We start from the raw sequence: 14542 nt of genomic DNA, 5'->3' as shown, positions 1-14542 counted from the left end.
GCTCCTGTTGTCGCCGGGCTGCCGGGCCCGTGTTTCCGGCAACTCTAACCGCGTACGGCGGCGAATCCGAGGTGCGGCGGCCGGTGCCCCGGGCCCTCGACGGCCGCCCGCCGGGGCGTACCTTGACCTGACAGGGTGTCGGCTCCACCATGTCGATCATCGCAAGATCGTCAAATCCGGTACCGTGCGCGGACGGTCGGTGCCTGCTGGCAAGATGGCAGCACCACACCTGCGGGCTCCGGCCGAGCGGTACGAAGAAGGGACCACGGGCGAGATGCAGATCCGGCTGACCGTCCTCCGACCGCGCAGCGGCCAGACCTCCCAGGCCGCCACCGACGTGCTCGTCACCGCCCCGGTCGGCACACCGCTCGGCACCGTCGCGGGGGCGCTCGCGGGCGCGGTGGGCGTACGCGGCCCGCGCTCCGCGACCCATGTGCACCTCTACGCCGGGGCCCGCCGCCTCGACGAGCAGGCGCTGCTGGGCCACCCGCCGCTGCTGGACGGCGCCGTGCTGAGCCTGAACGAGCCGGACCCGGACGCCGAGGAGGCCGCCCGCCCCGCCAGCGCCGAGCTGCGCGTGGTCGGCGGGCCGGACGCGGGCGGCGTGCACCGCCTGCACGGCGAGCAGATCAGCGTCGGCCGCTCCAGCGAGGCCGACGTACCGCTGGACGACCCGGACGTCTCCCGGCTGCACCTGGCCCTGCACCTGGCCGCCGACGGGCAGGTCACCGTGCAGGACCTCGGCTCCACCAACGGCACCACCCTGGACGGGCGCTTCCTGCGCGGCGAGCCCGCCGAACTGCCCGAAGGCGCACTCCTGCGGCTCGGCGAGTCCACCCTGCAGCTCGCCCGCCCCGAGCCCGCCGAGCCCCGCCCGGCCGCCCCGGACGGGCAGGGCCACCTCGAGCTGGCCGCCGCCCCGCCGGCCCGGCCCGCCACCGCCGCGCCCGCACCCGCCCCCGAGCCCGAGCAGCCCACCGCCCCCGGCCGGGCCCGCTCGCTGCTCGGCCGCCGCCGCCCGCGCACCCCCGAGGCCCCCAGCCCCGCCCAGCAGCACACGGCCGCCGCCACCCGGCAGGCCGCCGCACTGCGCGAGCGCCACCCCGACCCGGCCGCCCTGCTGCTCGCCGCGCTCACCCCGGGCCCCCGGCTCTGGGAGCGCGGGCCCCACCACCCCGACTCGCTCACCCTGCGCCTGGGCACCGCCGCCCGGCCGGGCGGCCCCGGCACCGCCCCGGGCACCCTGCTGCCGGACGTCCCCGTCGCGGTCGAGCTGCGCGCCGTCGGCAGCCTGGGCCTGGCCGGTCCGCGCGACCGTCTCGCGGGGCTGGCCCGCGCCGTGATCGCCCAGCTCGCCGCGCTGCACCCGCCGAGCGCGCTGAGCCTCGTGCTGGTCAGCGCCGGCGAGCCGGCCGTGGCCGACTGGTCCTGGGCGCTCTGGCTCCCCCACCTGCTCCCCACCCACGGGCAGGACTGCCGTCGGCTGGTCGCCCTGGACCCCGCCCAGGCCGAGGCCCGGCTCGCCGAGCTCAGCTCGCTGGAGCCCGCCGCCCGGCCGCCCGCCACCGTCGTCCTGGTCGACGGGGACGTGGGCAGCCCCGAAGCCCGCCGCCTGCTCGAACTGCTGCTGCGCCAGGGCCCGGCCCTCGGCGTCTTCCCCGTCTGCCTGGCCGAGCACCCGGACGACCTGCCCGCCGTCGGCGCCACCGCCGTGGTGACCGGCGAGGTCGCCACCCAGCTCACCCTCACCACCCCGGCCGGGCGGGTCGAGGAGATCGCCCTCGACGCCGTCTCCGCCGCCTGGGCCGAGCGGCTGGCCCGGGCGCTGGCCCCCCTGCGCGAGGCCACCCCCACCAGCCGGGGCCCGCTGCCCGAGGCACTGCGCCTGCTCGACCTGCTCCACCTGGACAGCGTCACCCCCAGCAAGCTCTCCGCCCGCTGGGCCGCCCTGCCGGTGACCCCCGGCACCGCCACCGCCCTGCTCGGGACCACCCGGGACGACCTCTGCACCGTCGACCTGGCCGACCCCGACCTGATCGACCCCGCCGAGGGCGGTGGCCCCCACCTGCTGGTCGGCGGCGCCAAGGGCTCCGGCAAGACCGAGCTGCTGCGCACCCTGGTCGCCTCGCTCGCCGTCTCCGAGCGGCCCGAGCGGCTCGCCATCCAGATCGTCGAGGCCCGGGCCGCCACCGAGGGCGGCGAGCTGCAGGGCTGCGCGGACCTGCCGCACGTCACCGCCCATCTGGACGCGGCGGCCGACCCACGCCAGGCGATAGTCACCGCCGAGGCCCTGCTGGACGAGCTGACGCACCGTGAGGCCCTCTTCGGTGAGCTCGACTTCACGGCCTGGCTCTCCGAGCTCCGGCTGTCCTCCCCCTCGCTGGTGACGGCCGGCGGCGGTCCCGGCGGCCTTCCGCTCGCCGCTCCCCGCAAGGCTCCGGAGGCCCGGGGCGACGCACCCGCCCGACAGGTCATCGTGGTGGACGACTACGACGCCCTGCTCGCCCCGACCTCCCCCGCCGGCCGCCCGCTGGCCCGTTCGCTCGCCGCCGTCGCCCAGCGCGGCGGCCGTGTCGGCATCCACCTGGTGGCCACCACCGGCGCCCCCGAGGAGACGGCGGGCACCGAGCTCGACGACCTGGCCCTCCTGCGGATCGCGCTGCGCGCGGCCGACCCGGCCGACTCCGATCTGCTCATCCACCTCTCGGACGCGGCCGCCCTGGCCCCCGACACCCCCGGCCGCGGCTACCTCCGCCGTCCCGACGGCGGCGTGACCGCCTTCCAGACCGCCCGCGTCAGCGGCCGCATCCCCCGCACCGCCACCCTCCGCCCCACCGTGGTCGCCATAGACCCCACCCAGCTCGGCGCCCCGCCCACCCACCGCCCCGTCCGCGAACTGGGCAACGGCCCCACCGACCTGGCGCTGCTCGCGAGCGCCCTGCAGCGCGCCGCTGTCAGCTAGGCAACCCCGTTCAGTTGCAACACCAAGGGGCGCGGGGAACTGCGCGAGTCGGAAGGCGACCGGCCGTCACCTTCCGCACCCGCGCAGTTCCCCGCGCCCCTGGTGGTTCCGCTCAGCGCGCAGCGCGGAGCAGCGTGCGAATGACTCGCATCGCCACCGACAGGCTCGACAGCTCGTAGTTGTCCGAACCCCTTATGTCGTCGAGCGTGGTCTTCGCCCGGCTCAGCAGCGTCGCGTTGAGCTCGGCCCAGGCGTCGTACCGCTCCTCCGGCGAGGAGCCCTCCGTGCCGCAGCCGAGGATGTCGGCCGTCAGTGCCGCGTGCGCCGCGAACAGGTCCTCACGGATCGCCGCACGGGCCATCGAGGACCAGCGGTCGGTCCGCGGGAGGTCGATGATCCGGTCCAGCAGGTGGGTGATCTGCAGGCGGTCGGCCAGGTCGTAGTACAGCTCGGCGACGTCCATGACGTCCGCGCCCGAGCGGTCGGCGACCCCGACGATGTCCAGCGTCGGGAAGGCGGAGGAGAGCCCCGCGATCCGCGTCGCCAGTGCGTCCGGCACGCCCGCCTCGGCGAGCTCCTGGTAGACCGACTCGAACCAGGCCAGGTCCTCGCCGCGCAGCGGCTTGGGCAGGCTGCCCCAGACCTGGTTGGCCCGGTCGCGGAAGAACTCGATGGTGCCCGCGATGTCCAGCGGCTGGCGCCGGTTGTTGAGCATCCACCGGGTGGCCCGCTCGACCAGGCGGCGCGAGTGCAGGCGCATCTTGGTCTGCGCGGCGGCGGAGACCAGGTTGTCCAGGCCCTCGACCTCGTCCCAGATCTGCTCCAGGCCGAAGACGGCGCGCGCCGCGGCGTGCGTGCGGGCGACCTCCTCGTAGGTCGCGCCCGTCTCCTCGCGGAGACGGAAGGCGAAGGTGCAGCCACCGCGGTTGATCGTGTCGTTGACGATCAGCGTGGTGATGATCTCCCGGCGCAGCGGGTGCTTGTCGATCGCGTCGGCGAAGCGGGCCTGCAGGGCGGTCGGGAAGTACTCGTGCAGCGTGGTGCGGAAGTACTGGTCGTCCGGCAGGTCGGTGGCGAGCAGCTCGTCGGCCATCGTGATCTTGGTGTAGGCGAGCAGCACCGACAGCTCGGGCTGGGAGAGCCCGCGCCCGGCCTGCTGGCGCTCGCGGATCAGCTTGTCCGCGGGCAGGTACTCCAGCGCGCGGTCGAGCTGGCCGGCCGCCTCCAGGCGGTTGATCATGCGGGCGTGGACGTCGACCATGCTCGCGGCCTGGGCCACGGCGTTGGCCAGCACGACGTTCTGCGCGTAGTTGTTGCGCAGCACCAGGTGGCCGACCTCGTCGGTCATCTCGGCGAGCAGCGTGTTGCGCTGCTTGACCGTCATGTCGCCGTCGGCGACGACCTGGTTGAGCAGGATCTTGATGTTGACCTCGTGGTCCGAGGTGTCCACACCGGCCGAGTTGTCGATCGCGTCGGTGTTGATCCAGCCGCCCGTCTCGGCGGGGCCGCCGACGGCCGCGTACTCGATGCGGCCGAGCTGGGTGCAGCCCAGGTTGCCGCCCTCGCCGATGACGCGGGCGCGGACCTGGCCGCCGTTGACGCGGATCGAGTCGTTGGCCTTGTCGCCGACCTCGGCGTTGGTCTCGGCCGAGGACTTGACGTAGGTGCCGATGCCGCCGTTCCAGAACAGGTCGACGGGCGCCTGCAGGATGGCCTTCATCAGCTCGGCCGGGGTGAGGCGGGTCTCCTCGATGCCCAGGGCCGTGCGCACCTGCGAGCTCAGCTGGATCGACTTGGCGGAACGCGGGAAGACGCCGCCGCCGGCCGAGATCAGCGACTTGTCGTAGTCGTCCCAGGAGCTGCGCGGCACGTCGAACAGGCGGCGGCGCTCGGCGAAGGAGACGGCCGCGTCCGGGTTCGGGTCGAGGAAGATGTGGCGGTGGTCGAAGGCGGCGACCAGGCGGATGTGCTCGCTGAGCAGCATGCCGTTGCCGAAGACGTCACCGGACATGTCGCCGATGCCGACGACGGTGAAGTCCTGGGTCTGGGTGTCGACGCCCAGCTCGCGGAAGTTGCGCTTGACCGACTCCCAGGCACCGCGGGCGGTGATGCCCATGCCCTTGTGGTCGTAGCCCGCCGAGCCGCCGGAGGCGAAGGCGTCGCCCAGCCAGAAGCCGTAGGACTCGGCCACGCCGTTGGCGATGTCGGAGAAGGTCGCGGTGCCCTTGTCGGCGGCGACGACCAGGTAGGTGTCGTCCTCGTCGTGGCGGACGACGTCCTTGGGGTGCACGACCGCACCGGCGACCAGGTTGTCGGTGATGTCGAGCAGCGCCGAGATGAAGGTCTTGTACGAGGCGATGCCCTCGGCCAGCCAGGCGTCGCGGTCGACCGACGGGTCCGGCAGCTGCTTGGCGACGAAGCCGCCCTTGGCGCCGACCGGCACGATGACGGTGTTCTTGACCATCTGGGCCTTGACCAGGCCGAGGATCTCGGTGCGGAAGTCCTCGCGGCGGTCGGACCAGCGCAGGCCGCCTCGGGCGACCTTGCCGAAGCGCAGGTGCACGCCCTCGACCTGGGGCGAGTAGACCCAGATCTCGAAGGCCGGGCGCGGCGCCGGGAGGTCCGGGATGGCCTGCGGGTCGAACTTCATCGACACGTAGGAGTGCCACTCGCCGGTGTCGGAGTGCTGGAAGAAGTTGGTCCGCAGGGTGGCCTTGATCAGGTGCAGGAAGGAGCGCAGGATGCGGTCCTCGTCCAGCGAGACGACCTCGTCCAGGGCCCCGGCCAGCTCCTCCAGGATGCCCTCGGTGAGCTCGGCGGCACCGGACTGGTGGCTCGGGCTCAGGCGGGCCTCGAAGAGGTTCACCAGCAGGCGGGTGGCGTGGACGTTGTTGCGGAGCGCGTCCTCCATGTAGTCCTGGGAGAACGTGCTCCCGGCCTGGCGGAGGTACTTGGCCAGCGCGCGCAGCACGACGGCCTGGCGCCAGGTCAGCCCGGCGGTCAGGACCAGCTCGTTGAAGCCGTCGTTCTCCGCCTTGCCGGTCCAGGTGGCCGCGAAGGTGTCCTGGAAGCGCTCGCGGGCCTCGTCGGTGAGGCCGGTGGCCTCGCGCAGCTTGAGGCCGAAGTCGTAGACCCAGGCGGTGGTGGCGTCCGAGCGGGTGAGCGCGTACGGGTGCTCGTCGAGCACCTCGACGCCCAGGCGCTGCAGGACGGGCAGGACCTCGGTGAGCGAGATCGGGCCGCCGACCCGGTAGATCTTGAAGCGGCGCTCGTCGTCGCCGGCGCCGACCGGCTGGTAGAGGTTCAGGCGGAAGTCGCCCTCGCCGCTCAGCGACTCGATCTGCTTGACGTCGGCCACGGCGGCGCGGGCCGGGAAGTCGGCGCGGTAGCCGTCGGGGAAGGCGGTGGCGTACTTGCGGCCGAGCTCGGCGGCCAGCTCCTCGCCCAGCTCGATGTGCAGCTGGTCGTGGAAGTTGTCCATCCAGAACCGGGCGGCCTCGGCCAGCTTGGCCTCGATCTGCTCGATCTCGGCCTCGCTGAGCTGCTGCAGCTCGCTGCCCTTCGCGACCCGCACCACGAAGTGCAGACGGGTCAGCACCGACTCGGTGGAGTAGATCGTGTAGTCGACGGTGTCGCCGTTGAGCTCGGTCTTCAGGATCTTGGTCAGGCTCTCGCGGACCCGGGTGTTGTACCGGTCGCGCGGCAGGTAGACCAGCGCCGAGAAGTAGCGGCCGTACTCGTCCTGGCGCAGGAACAGGCGCAGCTTACGGCGCTCCTGCAGGTAGAGGACGCTGGTGGCGATCGAGCGCAGCTCGTCGGCCGGGGTCTGGAAGATCTCGTCCCGGGGGAAGGTCTCCAGGATCTGCAGCAGGTCACGCCCGTCGTGGCTCTCGCTGGAGAAGCCGGAGCCGTCGAGCACCTCCTGCACCTTGCGGCGCACCACCGGGATGCGGGAGACGGACTCGGTGTACGCGGCGGAGGAGAGCAGGCCGATGAAGCGGCGCTCGCCGATCACGTTGCCGGCGGCGTCGAACTTCTTGACGCCGACGTAGTCAAGGTAGGCCGGGCGGTGCACGGTGGCGCGGCTGTTGGCCTTGGTCAGGACGAGCAGCTTCTTCTCGTGCGCCTTGGCCCGCACGGGGGCGCTCAGGCGGCCGAAGGCCTCGCTGACGGGGTGGTGGTCGGTGTCGTGGCTGAGCGGGTCGGAGCGCAGCACGCCGAGGCCGGTGCCGGGGACGGCCCGCAGCACCTCCTCGCCCTCGTGCTCGGCGAGGTCGTACTCGCGGTAGCCGAGGAAGGTGAAGTGGTCGTCGGCCAGCCAGCGCATCAGCTCCCAGGCCTCGCCGACCTCCTGCTCGGCCAGGTGGGCCGGGGGCTGCTCGGCGAGCTCGTCGGCCAGGCGCAGGGCCGAGTCACGCATCTTGGACCAGTCCTCGACGACCTCGCGGACGTCACCGAGCACCCGGCGCAGGTTGGTCTCGATGGTGCGCAGGTCCTCGCGGTCCGTCTCGCGGTCGATCTCGATGTGCATCCACGACTCGACCACGGCGTCGGCGGGCCACTCGACCCCGGCGGCCTGGTTGCGGGAGCAGGCGTCGATGTCGAGGATCTCGAGGAGCTTGCCGGAGATGTCACGGCGGACGGCCAGCTGCGGGTGGATCACCACGTGGATGCCGCGGTCCTGGCGGGTCAGCTCGTTGGTGACCGAGTCGACCAGGAAGGGCATGTCGTCGGTGACGACCTCGACCACGGTGTGGCCGCAGGACCAGCCGTTCTCCTCGACACTCGGGGTGTACACCCGGACCTCGGCGGTACCCTGCGGGCGCTTGAGGCCCAGCCGGTAGTGCGAGGCGGCCGCGCCGTAGACGTCGACCGGGTCCCGGTCGACCAGGTCCTCGGGGGCCGTGTGGAGGTAGTAGTGGTGCAGGTACGCGGCGAGCGCGCCGTTGCTCAGCCCCTCCCCGGGCGCCGCACCCCCCACCTGGCTGTTCTCAGCGGCAGTCGCTGCCTTCGTGAGCAGGTCCGCCTTGGCTGCGTCCAGCTTGGTCTGCATGACTTCTTGGCTCCTGTCGCGCGCCGTTGCGTGACTCGGTGGTGGTGGGTGATCACCGCCGGGTCTGCCGCAATCCTCCCTCACGGATCGGACGAAAACCGCGCATGCCACGCATGGAACGACCTTCGTCCGGGTACATGAGGACTTTTGCCCTGCGGAGCCACCCGACGACGCCAGTCAGCCTAACCGGAGGAAACGAAGGTGTCAGGGGACAGAGAGGCACAAAGCCGTAGGAAGATCGTTCCTCGCTGGACACCTTGTCCAATCCTGCCCGTGAAGCTGTCAGTCTCTGCCAGCTCTACTCATCGGTTCACCTCATGTGCGGGTAGGTATGACCGGTCGACGGCAGCAGCGTCTCCGCGACCGTCCGGGTGTCGATCCACGGCCGCAGCTCCGCACCCGGCCGGGCCGGCAGGCCGTTGACCTGCAGTCGGGCCGCCGCGTACCGCAACCGCTCCACCGCCCCGGTGATCGCCTGCCCCTCCCGCGCCAGCACCGAACCGCACGGCGCGGCCGCCACCCGCCCGAGCTGCTCCGCCCAGTCCTCGTACACCTGGACGGCGAGCACCGGGCCGGGGGCGTCGTCCGCACCGACCAGCACCGTCGGCCGGACGAACCAGCCGATCGCCTCGTCGTACTGGCCGCCCGCCGCGATCTCCACCGCCCGCTCCAGCGCGGCCGTGGTCCGCCGGTACGCCTGGCGGTCGGGCAGCGCGCCCATGAAGTTGGTCAGATCGGTGACGTCCCCGACCGGGAGCGCGTCCACCTCGGCCGCCAGCCCGTCCTTGACCTGCTGCCAGAGCCCACGCGGCAGGTACGCCCGCCCCAGGCTCTGCTCGCCGAACGCCCCCCGGATCAGCACCGACCGCAGCACCGCCGGATCGGCCGAGCGGTGGGCGACCAGGAAGCCCCGGCCCGCCGGCTCGGCGACGGCCCTCGCGCGCCCGCCCGGGTGGTGGCCCTCGCCCGAGTACACCCCCGCCAGCGCCGGGTCGGCCAGCAGGGCCGGGGCGAGCTGCTGCCCGTCCCCGGTCACCAGGTTGACCACCCCGGGCGGCAGGCCGGCGGCCTCCAGCAGGCGCATCAGGTGGTGCGCGGCGAGCAGCCCGGCGGGCCTCGGCCGCCAGACCACCGTGTTCCCCAGCAGCACGGGCGCCGTCACGGCCTCCGGTGACGCGGGCGCCGCCACGTACACGAACCCGTCCAGCGGCCGGTGGTCCGCCCGTCGCCACTCCCCCGGCGCCGACGCCGGCTGCTCGGCCAGCAGTTCCTTGGCCTCCCGCACCGCCCGGCGCCAGCCGTCCACCAGCCCGCACACCGCCAGCTCCGCCTGCCGGGCACTGCGCGACTCCCCCAGCACGGCGGCCGCCACCACCGTCTCCCGCCAGGGCCCGGCCAGCAGCTCCGCCGCCCGCAGCAGCACGGCGGCCCGGTCGTCGTACGCCGTCGCCCGCCACTGCGCCCCGGCGGCCAGCGCCGCGTCCACCGCCAGCCCGGCGTCCTCCCGGGTCGCGTTCCCGTACTCCCCGAGCCGGGCGGCATGGTGGTGCGGCTGCACCACCTCCAGCCGCTCGCCGCCGCCGAAGCGCCGCTCGCCGCCGATCACCATCGGCAACGGCGGCCGCTCGGCCGCCAGCTCGTCCAGCCGCCGCTCCAGCGCCGCCCGCTCGGGGCTGCCGGGGGCGTAGTCGCGCACCGGCTCGGCGGCGTGCTCCGGCACCCTGGTCACGGCGTCGATGGGCATGGCGGGGGCTCCCTCGGGTCTGGCGGCGCGTCAATCCAGATTGACGGCATTTCACCCGGTTCGTCCCCGCCGACACGCCCGGCAGCAGGTGCGGCTCAGGCCACCAGGCGCTCCGCCAGCTCCACGGCCTCCGCCAGGCTGTCCACCACCGGCACCCCGAGCACCTCCAGCTTGGCCCGGGTGTGCGAGCCGCCGGTGTACAGCACCGCCTGCGCGCCGGCGTTCAGCGCCGCCTTCGCGTCGTCCGAGGCGTCCCCGATCAGCACCGTCCGCCGCACGTCCACGCTCTCGCCGAGCGCGGCCAGGTGCCGCAGCAGGTACCCGGCCTTCCCCGTCCCGTCGGAGGGCCCGATCCGGCCGTCCACCCGCAGGAAGTGCGCCTCGATCCCCCGCTCCCGCACCTGCGGCACCAGCCGCTCGTGCTCGTGCATCGACAGCAGCGACTGGCTCCGCCCCGCCGCCCCCCACCCGGCCAGCAGCTCCGCCGCCCCGTCGGTCAGCCCGCAGGCCGGACTCAACTCGGCGTACCGCTCCTGGAACGCCAGGTCCAGCACCCGCCACTCGTCCGCGCTCGGCGCCCGCCCCAGCAACCGCTCGTAGAACCGCGGTATCGGGAAGCAGTACAGCTCCCGGTACGTCTCCAACGTGATCGGAGCCACCCCGATCGTCGCGAAGGCGGCATTGCTCGCCGCCACCACCGCACCCATGTCGTGCAGCAGCGTGCCGTTCCAGTCCCAGACGATGTGTGGTGTCCCCATCCGGTCAACGGTAACGCCCTGCCCCGGCCCCGATCCGGGCCGGGGCAGGGCGTCGGCGGGTCAGCGCGGGGTGCCGGTGAGGCAGGCGACGGAGTCGGAGACCGTGGTCCGGGTCCCGGCGTAGTCGTAGACGATGGCGGTGACCGAGACATTGGCCCCGGAGCGGTTGCAGGTGAGGTCCAGCTCGCTCGGACCGGCGGCGACGATCTGGTAGTAGCCGCTCGGGAACCAGCTGGCCGAGAACGGCGCCACGCCCGTTGCGTTGATGGTGCAGGTGACCGAGCCCAGGCTGTTGTTGATCGGCTCGGCGAAACAGCTCATCGAGGCGGTCACGGCGGCCGGCCGGATCTGCACGGCCTGGGCGGTCGGCGCGGCGACCAGCGCGGTCGTACCGGCCAGGGCGGCGGCCGTCAGGGCACGGGAAACGAAGGTGCGCATAGGGAACTCCCGAAGCGTGGTGAGGGTGACGTGTGGGGTGTCTCGCGTGCGGCCGCCCCGCGACTCTGGCAGCTCGCCGGTCCTCGCGTACAGAGCCCTGGAGCCCTGGTCCGGATTGACGCGAACCACCACCGTCTCCGGCCCTCACAACCCCCTCCGCCGCCCTCCCGCCGGGCTCCGCCGCAGGTCAGGGACACCTGACACAACTTCAGCTGATATGAATTCAAGCCAACTTGCTATTCACTTCAGCTGGCCCGCCAGTTGATTCGGAATGCTTTGCCCCACTTCGCCGTGGCGGGTGAGGACGCACTCCGTCACGCCGGACACACTGACGCTCGACGGTTTCCGAACTCGCCGGTGTGGCACACTCGTTGGAGTGACGAGTCGGATCGTGATCGTGAACGGACTGCCGGGTTCCGGCAAGAGCACTCTCGGGTCGGCACTGGCCGGTGAGCTGGGTGCGCACTGGCTCTCGAAGGACTTGGTCAAAGAAGCACTGGCCGACGCCGTCCCGCCGGACTTGGAACCGCATCTCGGCAGGGTGGCCATGCAGACGGTCTGGAACCTGGCCGCTGCCGCATCAGGGCTCGTGCTCGTCGACTCCTGGTGGTTCAAGCCGCGGGACTTGGAGCACGCCGCGCGCGGGATCGCCACCGCCGGCGCCGACCGGGTCGTGGAGGTCTGGTGCCGGGTGCCGCCGGAGCTGGCGAGGAAGCGCTACGAAGCGCGCAGCCGGCATGCCGTGCACCACGACGACCGGCCGATGGACGAGCTGTGGGCGGCCTGGGCGGCGGAGGGCGTACCGCTCGGCCTCGGACGGGTGATCGAGGTCGACACCGACCGGGAGGTCGACATCGCCCGGGTCGCGGCCACGGTGACCGCGGAACTGGCCTAGTCGCCCCCGGCCGAGGGCCGGGCCGGCCGCCGTGACCCGTCGGCCGGCTCAGGCCAGCAGGCCGGGGATCTCCTGGGTCGCGAACCAGAGCAGCTCGTGGTCCTCCGCACCGTCCACGGTGAACTGCGCGTCCTGGTCGCCCTGGTCCGCCGCCGCGATGGCCCCGGCGGCGGCCGCGACGTCCGCCTCGGCCTCCGCGACGTCCGCGTGCACGGCGGCCGCCTTGGCCAGGCGCAGCTCGCCCTTCAGGCTGACCCGGCCCAGCGCGGCCTGGTTCTCGTACTCGTCGCCGTCGTACGGCAGCACCACCGACTCGGCCACGTCCGCCGCCACCACGACCCGCCGCCGGGCCGCCCCCGGAGCCGCCGCGAGCAGCCGCAGGGAGGCCTCCGCCGCCCGGCCCAGCGCCGCGTACTCCAGCTCCTCCAGGTCCTCGCTCACGTACCACTCGCGCAGCGCCGGAGTCACCGCGTACGCGGCGGTGCCCTCGAGCAGTCCGCCGGAGTGCGCGGCGGCCAGACCGTCCAGGGTGGTGGGCACGTACACGCGCATCAGGGTGCTCCGGTTCTGCTGGGTGATCCTGAGTGATCCTGAGTGATCCTCAAGGGTCAAGCCTAGGCCCCCCAAGGCCTAGCGGGCGGGCAGCCCCACCCGGCTGGTGCGCAGGGCGGCCTCGAGCACCTCCACCCGGCGGGCGGAGTCCATCATGTTGGGGCCCATCACCACCAGGTCCTCCAGGGTCGGGGCGAGCAGCCGGACCCTGGCACCGGTGGCGCGCAGCTGCGCCGCCTCGCGCAGCAGCTGCCGGGTCACGGTGCGGCGGTAGCGGCTGACCAGCTGGGCCAGCACGCCCTTGGGGCGGTCCCGTTCGCGCCAGCCGCGCAGCGCCGCGAGGGTGCCGCGCTGCCGGTCGTCCACCGGCCAGGCGGGGCGCAGGGCCATCGGGGCGAGGACGTAGATCTCGTCCAGGCCCCGGGGAACGAGCAGGTCGGCGTTGGTGGCCGACCAGCAGCCGCCGTCCACGTACCGGCGGCCGGCCACCTCCACCGGGGCGAACCAGCCGGGGATCGCGCAGGAGGCCATCACCGCGTCCGCGACCTCCGCCTCCGGCGCGTCCGGATCGCCGAAGGTGACCCGCCGCCCGGTGCGGTAGTCCACGGCCACCACCCGCAGGCCCGAGCCCGGCAGCCGGCCGTCCGCGCCGACCAGGCGCCGCACCAGCTCCCCCACCGGCGCCACCGACCCGCGCCCGGTCGGCACGGCGGCGGAGACCATGGTCAGGAACGGGTAGTCCCGCGGATGCCGGACGGCGTCCCGCAGCAGCCCCGGCGAGCCGATCCCCGCCTGCGGCCGGGGCGGCAGGGCACCGCCCACCGCCGTGTCGTAGTCGAACTCCACCCCGGCCAGCGGCCCCGAGACGACGGGCCGGCCCAGGTGGTGGTCGCGCAGCTCGGCGGCGCCCACCCCGGCGGCCAGCATGGTGCCCAGGATCGACCCGGCGGAGGTCCCGAGGATCACCTCGGCCTCGCCCGGCCGCCAGCCGGTGGTCTCCTCGATCGCGCAGAGCGCCCCGATCGTCCAGGCCGCGCCGAGCATCCCGCCCCCGCCGAGCACCAGCCCGCGCCGCACGCCGTCCGCCCCCGGGGCGGCGTCCTGCGCCGGGGCCACCGCCTGCACCGACCGGTTCGCCATGCCCACCCGCCTCTCGGTACGCCTCCCTGCATCCTCCGCCCTACCGGCCGGTAGCACGGCCACTGCCACCGTCCCGCCACCAGAATGTCGCCCGGTGTACGTCCCCCTTCGTGCGCCCCCGCCCGGCCCAGCCGCGTCAACCGGCCGAACCGGCCCCGGCCCCCCGGACGCCCGCCCCGGCCCGGGCACCACCCGAATAGGTGACACCCCCGCGGCCCGCCGACGCCGCGACCGGGGTCGTTGTGACCCTCCCCGCACCCGGGTAGCAAGGAGGCAGCCAGCACCCAGGAGGTCCCCGATGCTCGAACCCGGCACCGTACGGCACCTGACGCCCCGCCAGGGCCCCCGCGTCCGGCCGCTCGTCCACCCGACCGGCCACCCGGCACACCCCGCCGCCGGCCGCCGCCCGGTCCGCACCCCGCACGAGCACACCCGGCCGGCCCACCAGCCCGCGGCGGCGCGCACCGAACCACCCCGGCAGCCGCGCCACCCCCGGGCCGCCTGCGCCCCCTCCCGCGGCCACCACGGCGAGCTGGCCAGCCGCTTCGCCCAGCGCCTGGTCGAGGTCCTCACCGGCCTGCGCCCGCCCGGCCAGCTGCAGCGGCACACGACCGTCCCGGCCTACCGCCAGCTCACCGCCCTGGCCCGCAGCGGCCCGCTGCGCCCCCGCGGCCGCACCGGCCACCACCGCCTGGGCCGGGTCCACGACTCCGTCCCCGGCCCGGGCGCCCTGGAGGTCTGCGTCCGCGTCGAACTCGGCCCCCGCCACCACATGGTCGCCTTCCGCCTGGAGCAGCACCGCCGCACCGCGCAGTGGCAGTGCGCCGCGGTGGAGGCCCACTGACGGGAAGCACGACAGGGGCGCGGGGAACCGCGCGACCGGCCCGCCACGGAGGTGGCTGGTCGCCAGCGCGGCGGGCTCCGGCTCGGGGGCGGCGGGCTCGGCGAAGTGTTCGAGGTCCACCCCGTGGTCGAGGAACACCGCACGCTCGCCGGTGAG

Annotated in this window: 9 protein-coding genes; 3 read left to right on the top strand and 6 right to left on the bottom strand. The window is 74.0% G+C overall.

From position 1 onward, the window contains the following. Nucleotides 1-274 precede the first annotated feature (274 nt). A complete protein-coding gene (locus ABT095_RS05010) occupies nt 275-2962 on the top strand; it encodes an FHA domain-containing protein (RefSeq protein WP_350528059.1) in 2688 nt (895 codons plus the stop codon). Nucleotides 2963-3074: 112 nt separating this feature from the next. Here ABT095_RS05010 and ABT095_RS05005 read toward each other — a convergent pair whose 3' ends face one another. The 4 genes from ABT095_RS05005 to ABT095_RS04990 form a co-directional block, all read right to left on the bottom strand. After that, complete coding sequence (locus ABT095_RS05005) at nt 3075-8015, bottom strand: NAD-glutamate dehydrogenase (RefSeq protein WP_350527878.1); 4941 nt, start codon at nt 8013-8015, stop codon at nt 3075-3077. A 310-nt stretch (nt 8016-8325) separates the two neighbouring features. After that, nucleotides 8326-9759: an aldehyde dehydrogenase family protein gene (locus tag ABT095_RS05000; RefSeq protein WP_502884817.1), complete on the bottom strand. Its 1434-nt coding sequence runs from the start codon at nt 9757-9759 to the stop codon at nt 8326-8328. A gap of 95 nt (nt 9760-9854) precedes the next feature. Next, nucleotides 9855-10517, bottom strand: coding sequence for an HAD family hydrolase (locus tag ABT095_RS04995; RefSeq protein WP_350527877.1), 663 nt, complete (start codon nt 10515-10517; stop codon nt 9855-9857). Between the two features lie 60 nt (nt 10518-10577). Continuing rightward, a complete protein-coding gene (locus ABT095_RS04990) occupies nt 10578-10955 on the bottom strand; it encodes a hypothetical protein (protein ID WP_350527876.1) in 378 nt (125 codons plus the stop codon). Between the two features lie 376 nt (nt 10956-11331). Here ABT095_RS04990 and ABT095_RS04985 point away from each other — a divergent pair, with 376 nt between their 5' ends. Continuing rightward, nucleotides 11332-11850 carry a P-loop nucleotide/nucleoside kinase family protein gene (locus ABT095_RS04985; protein ID WP_350527875.1) on the top strand — a complete coding sequence of 173 codons (519 nt, stop codon included), beginning with the start codon at nt 11332-11334 and terminating at the stop codon, nt 11848-11850. A gap of 48 nt (nt 11851-11898) precedes the next feature. Here the strand turns inward: ABT095_RS04985 and ABT095_RS04980 are convergent, their stop codons facing one another. Together ABT095_RS04980 and ABT095_RS04975 are read right to left on the bottom strand one after the other, a co-directional pair. Beyond that, nucleotides 11899-12402, bottom strand: a complete 504-nt coding sequence (locus tag ABT095_RS04980; protein ID WP_350527874.1) for a DUF6912 family protein — start codon at nt 12400-12402, stop codon at nt 11899-11901. A gap of 78 nt (nt 12403-12480) precedes the next feature. Continuing rightward, the gene (locus tag ABT095_RS04975; protein ID WP_350527873.1) at nt 12481-13542 is read right to left on the bottom strand and encodes a patatin-like phospholipase family protein; all 1062 of its coding nucleotides are present in this window, start codon (nt 13540-13542) and stop codon (nt 12481-12483) included. Nucleotides 13543-13840: 298 nt separating this feature from the next. On the opposite strand from ABT095_RS04975, the gene ABT095_RS04970 reads away from it, so the two are divergent. Next, nucleotides 13841-14386, top strand: coding sequence for an Rv3235 family protein (locus ABT095_RS04970; protein ID WP_350527872.1), 546 nt, complete (start codon nt 13841-13843; stop codon nt 14384-14386). Nucleotides 14387-14542: the final 156 nt, after the last annotated feature.

It is taken from the genome of Kitasatospora sp. NPDC002227 (assembly GCF_040296285.1).
Classification (GTDB): Bacteria; Actinomycetota; Actinomycetes; order Streptomycetales; family Streptomycetaceae; genus Kitasatospora.
Note: the sequence above shows the minus strand (reverse complement) of the source record. Positions and strands in the feature narration are given on the sequence as shown.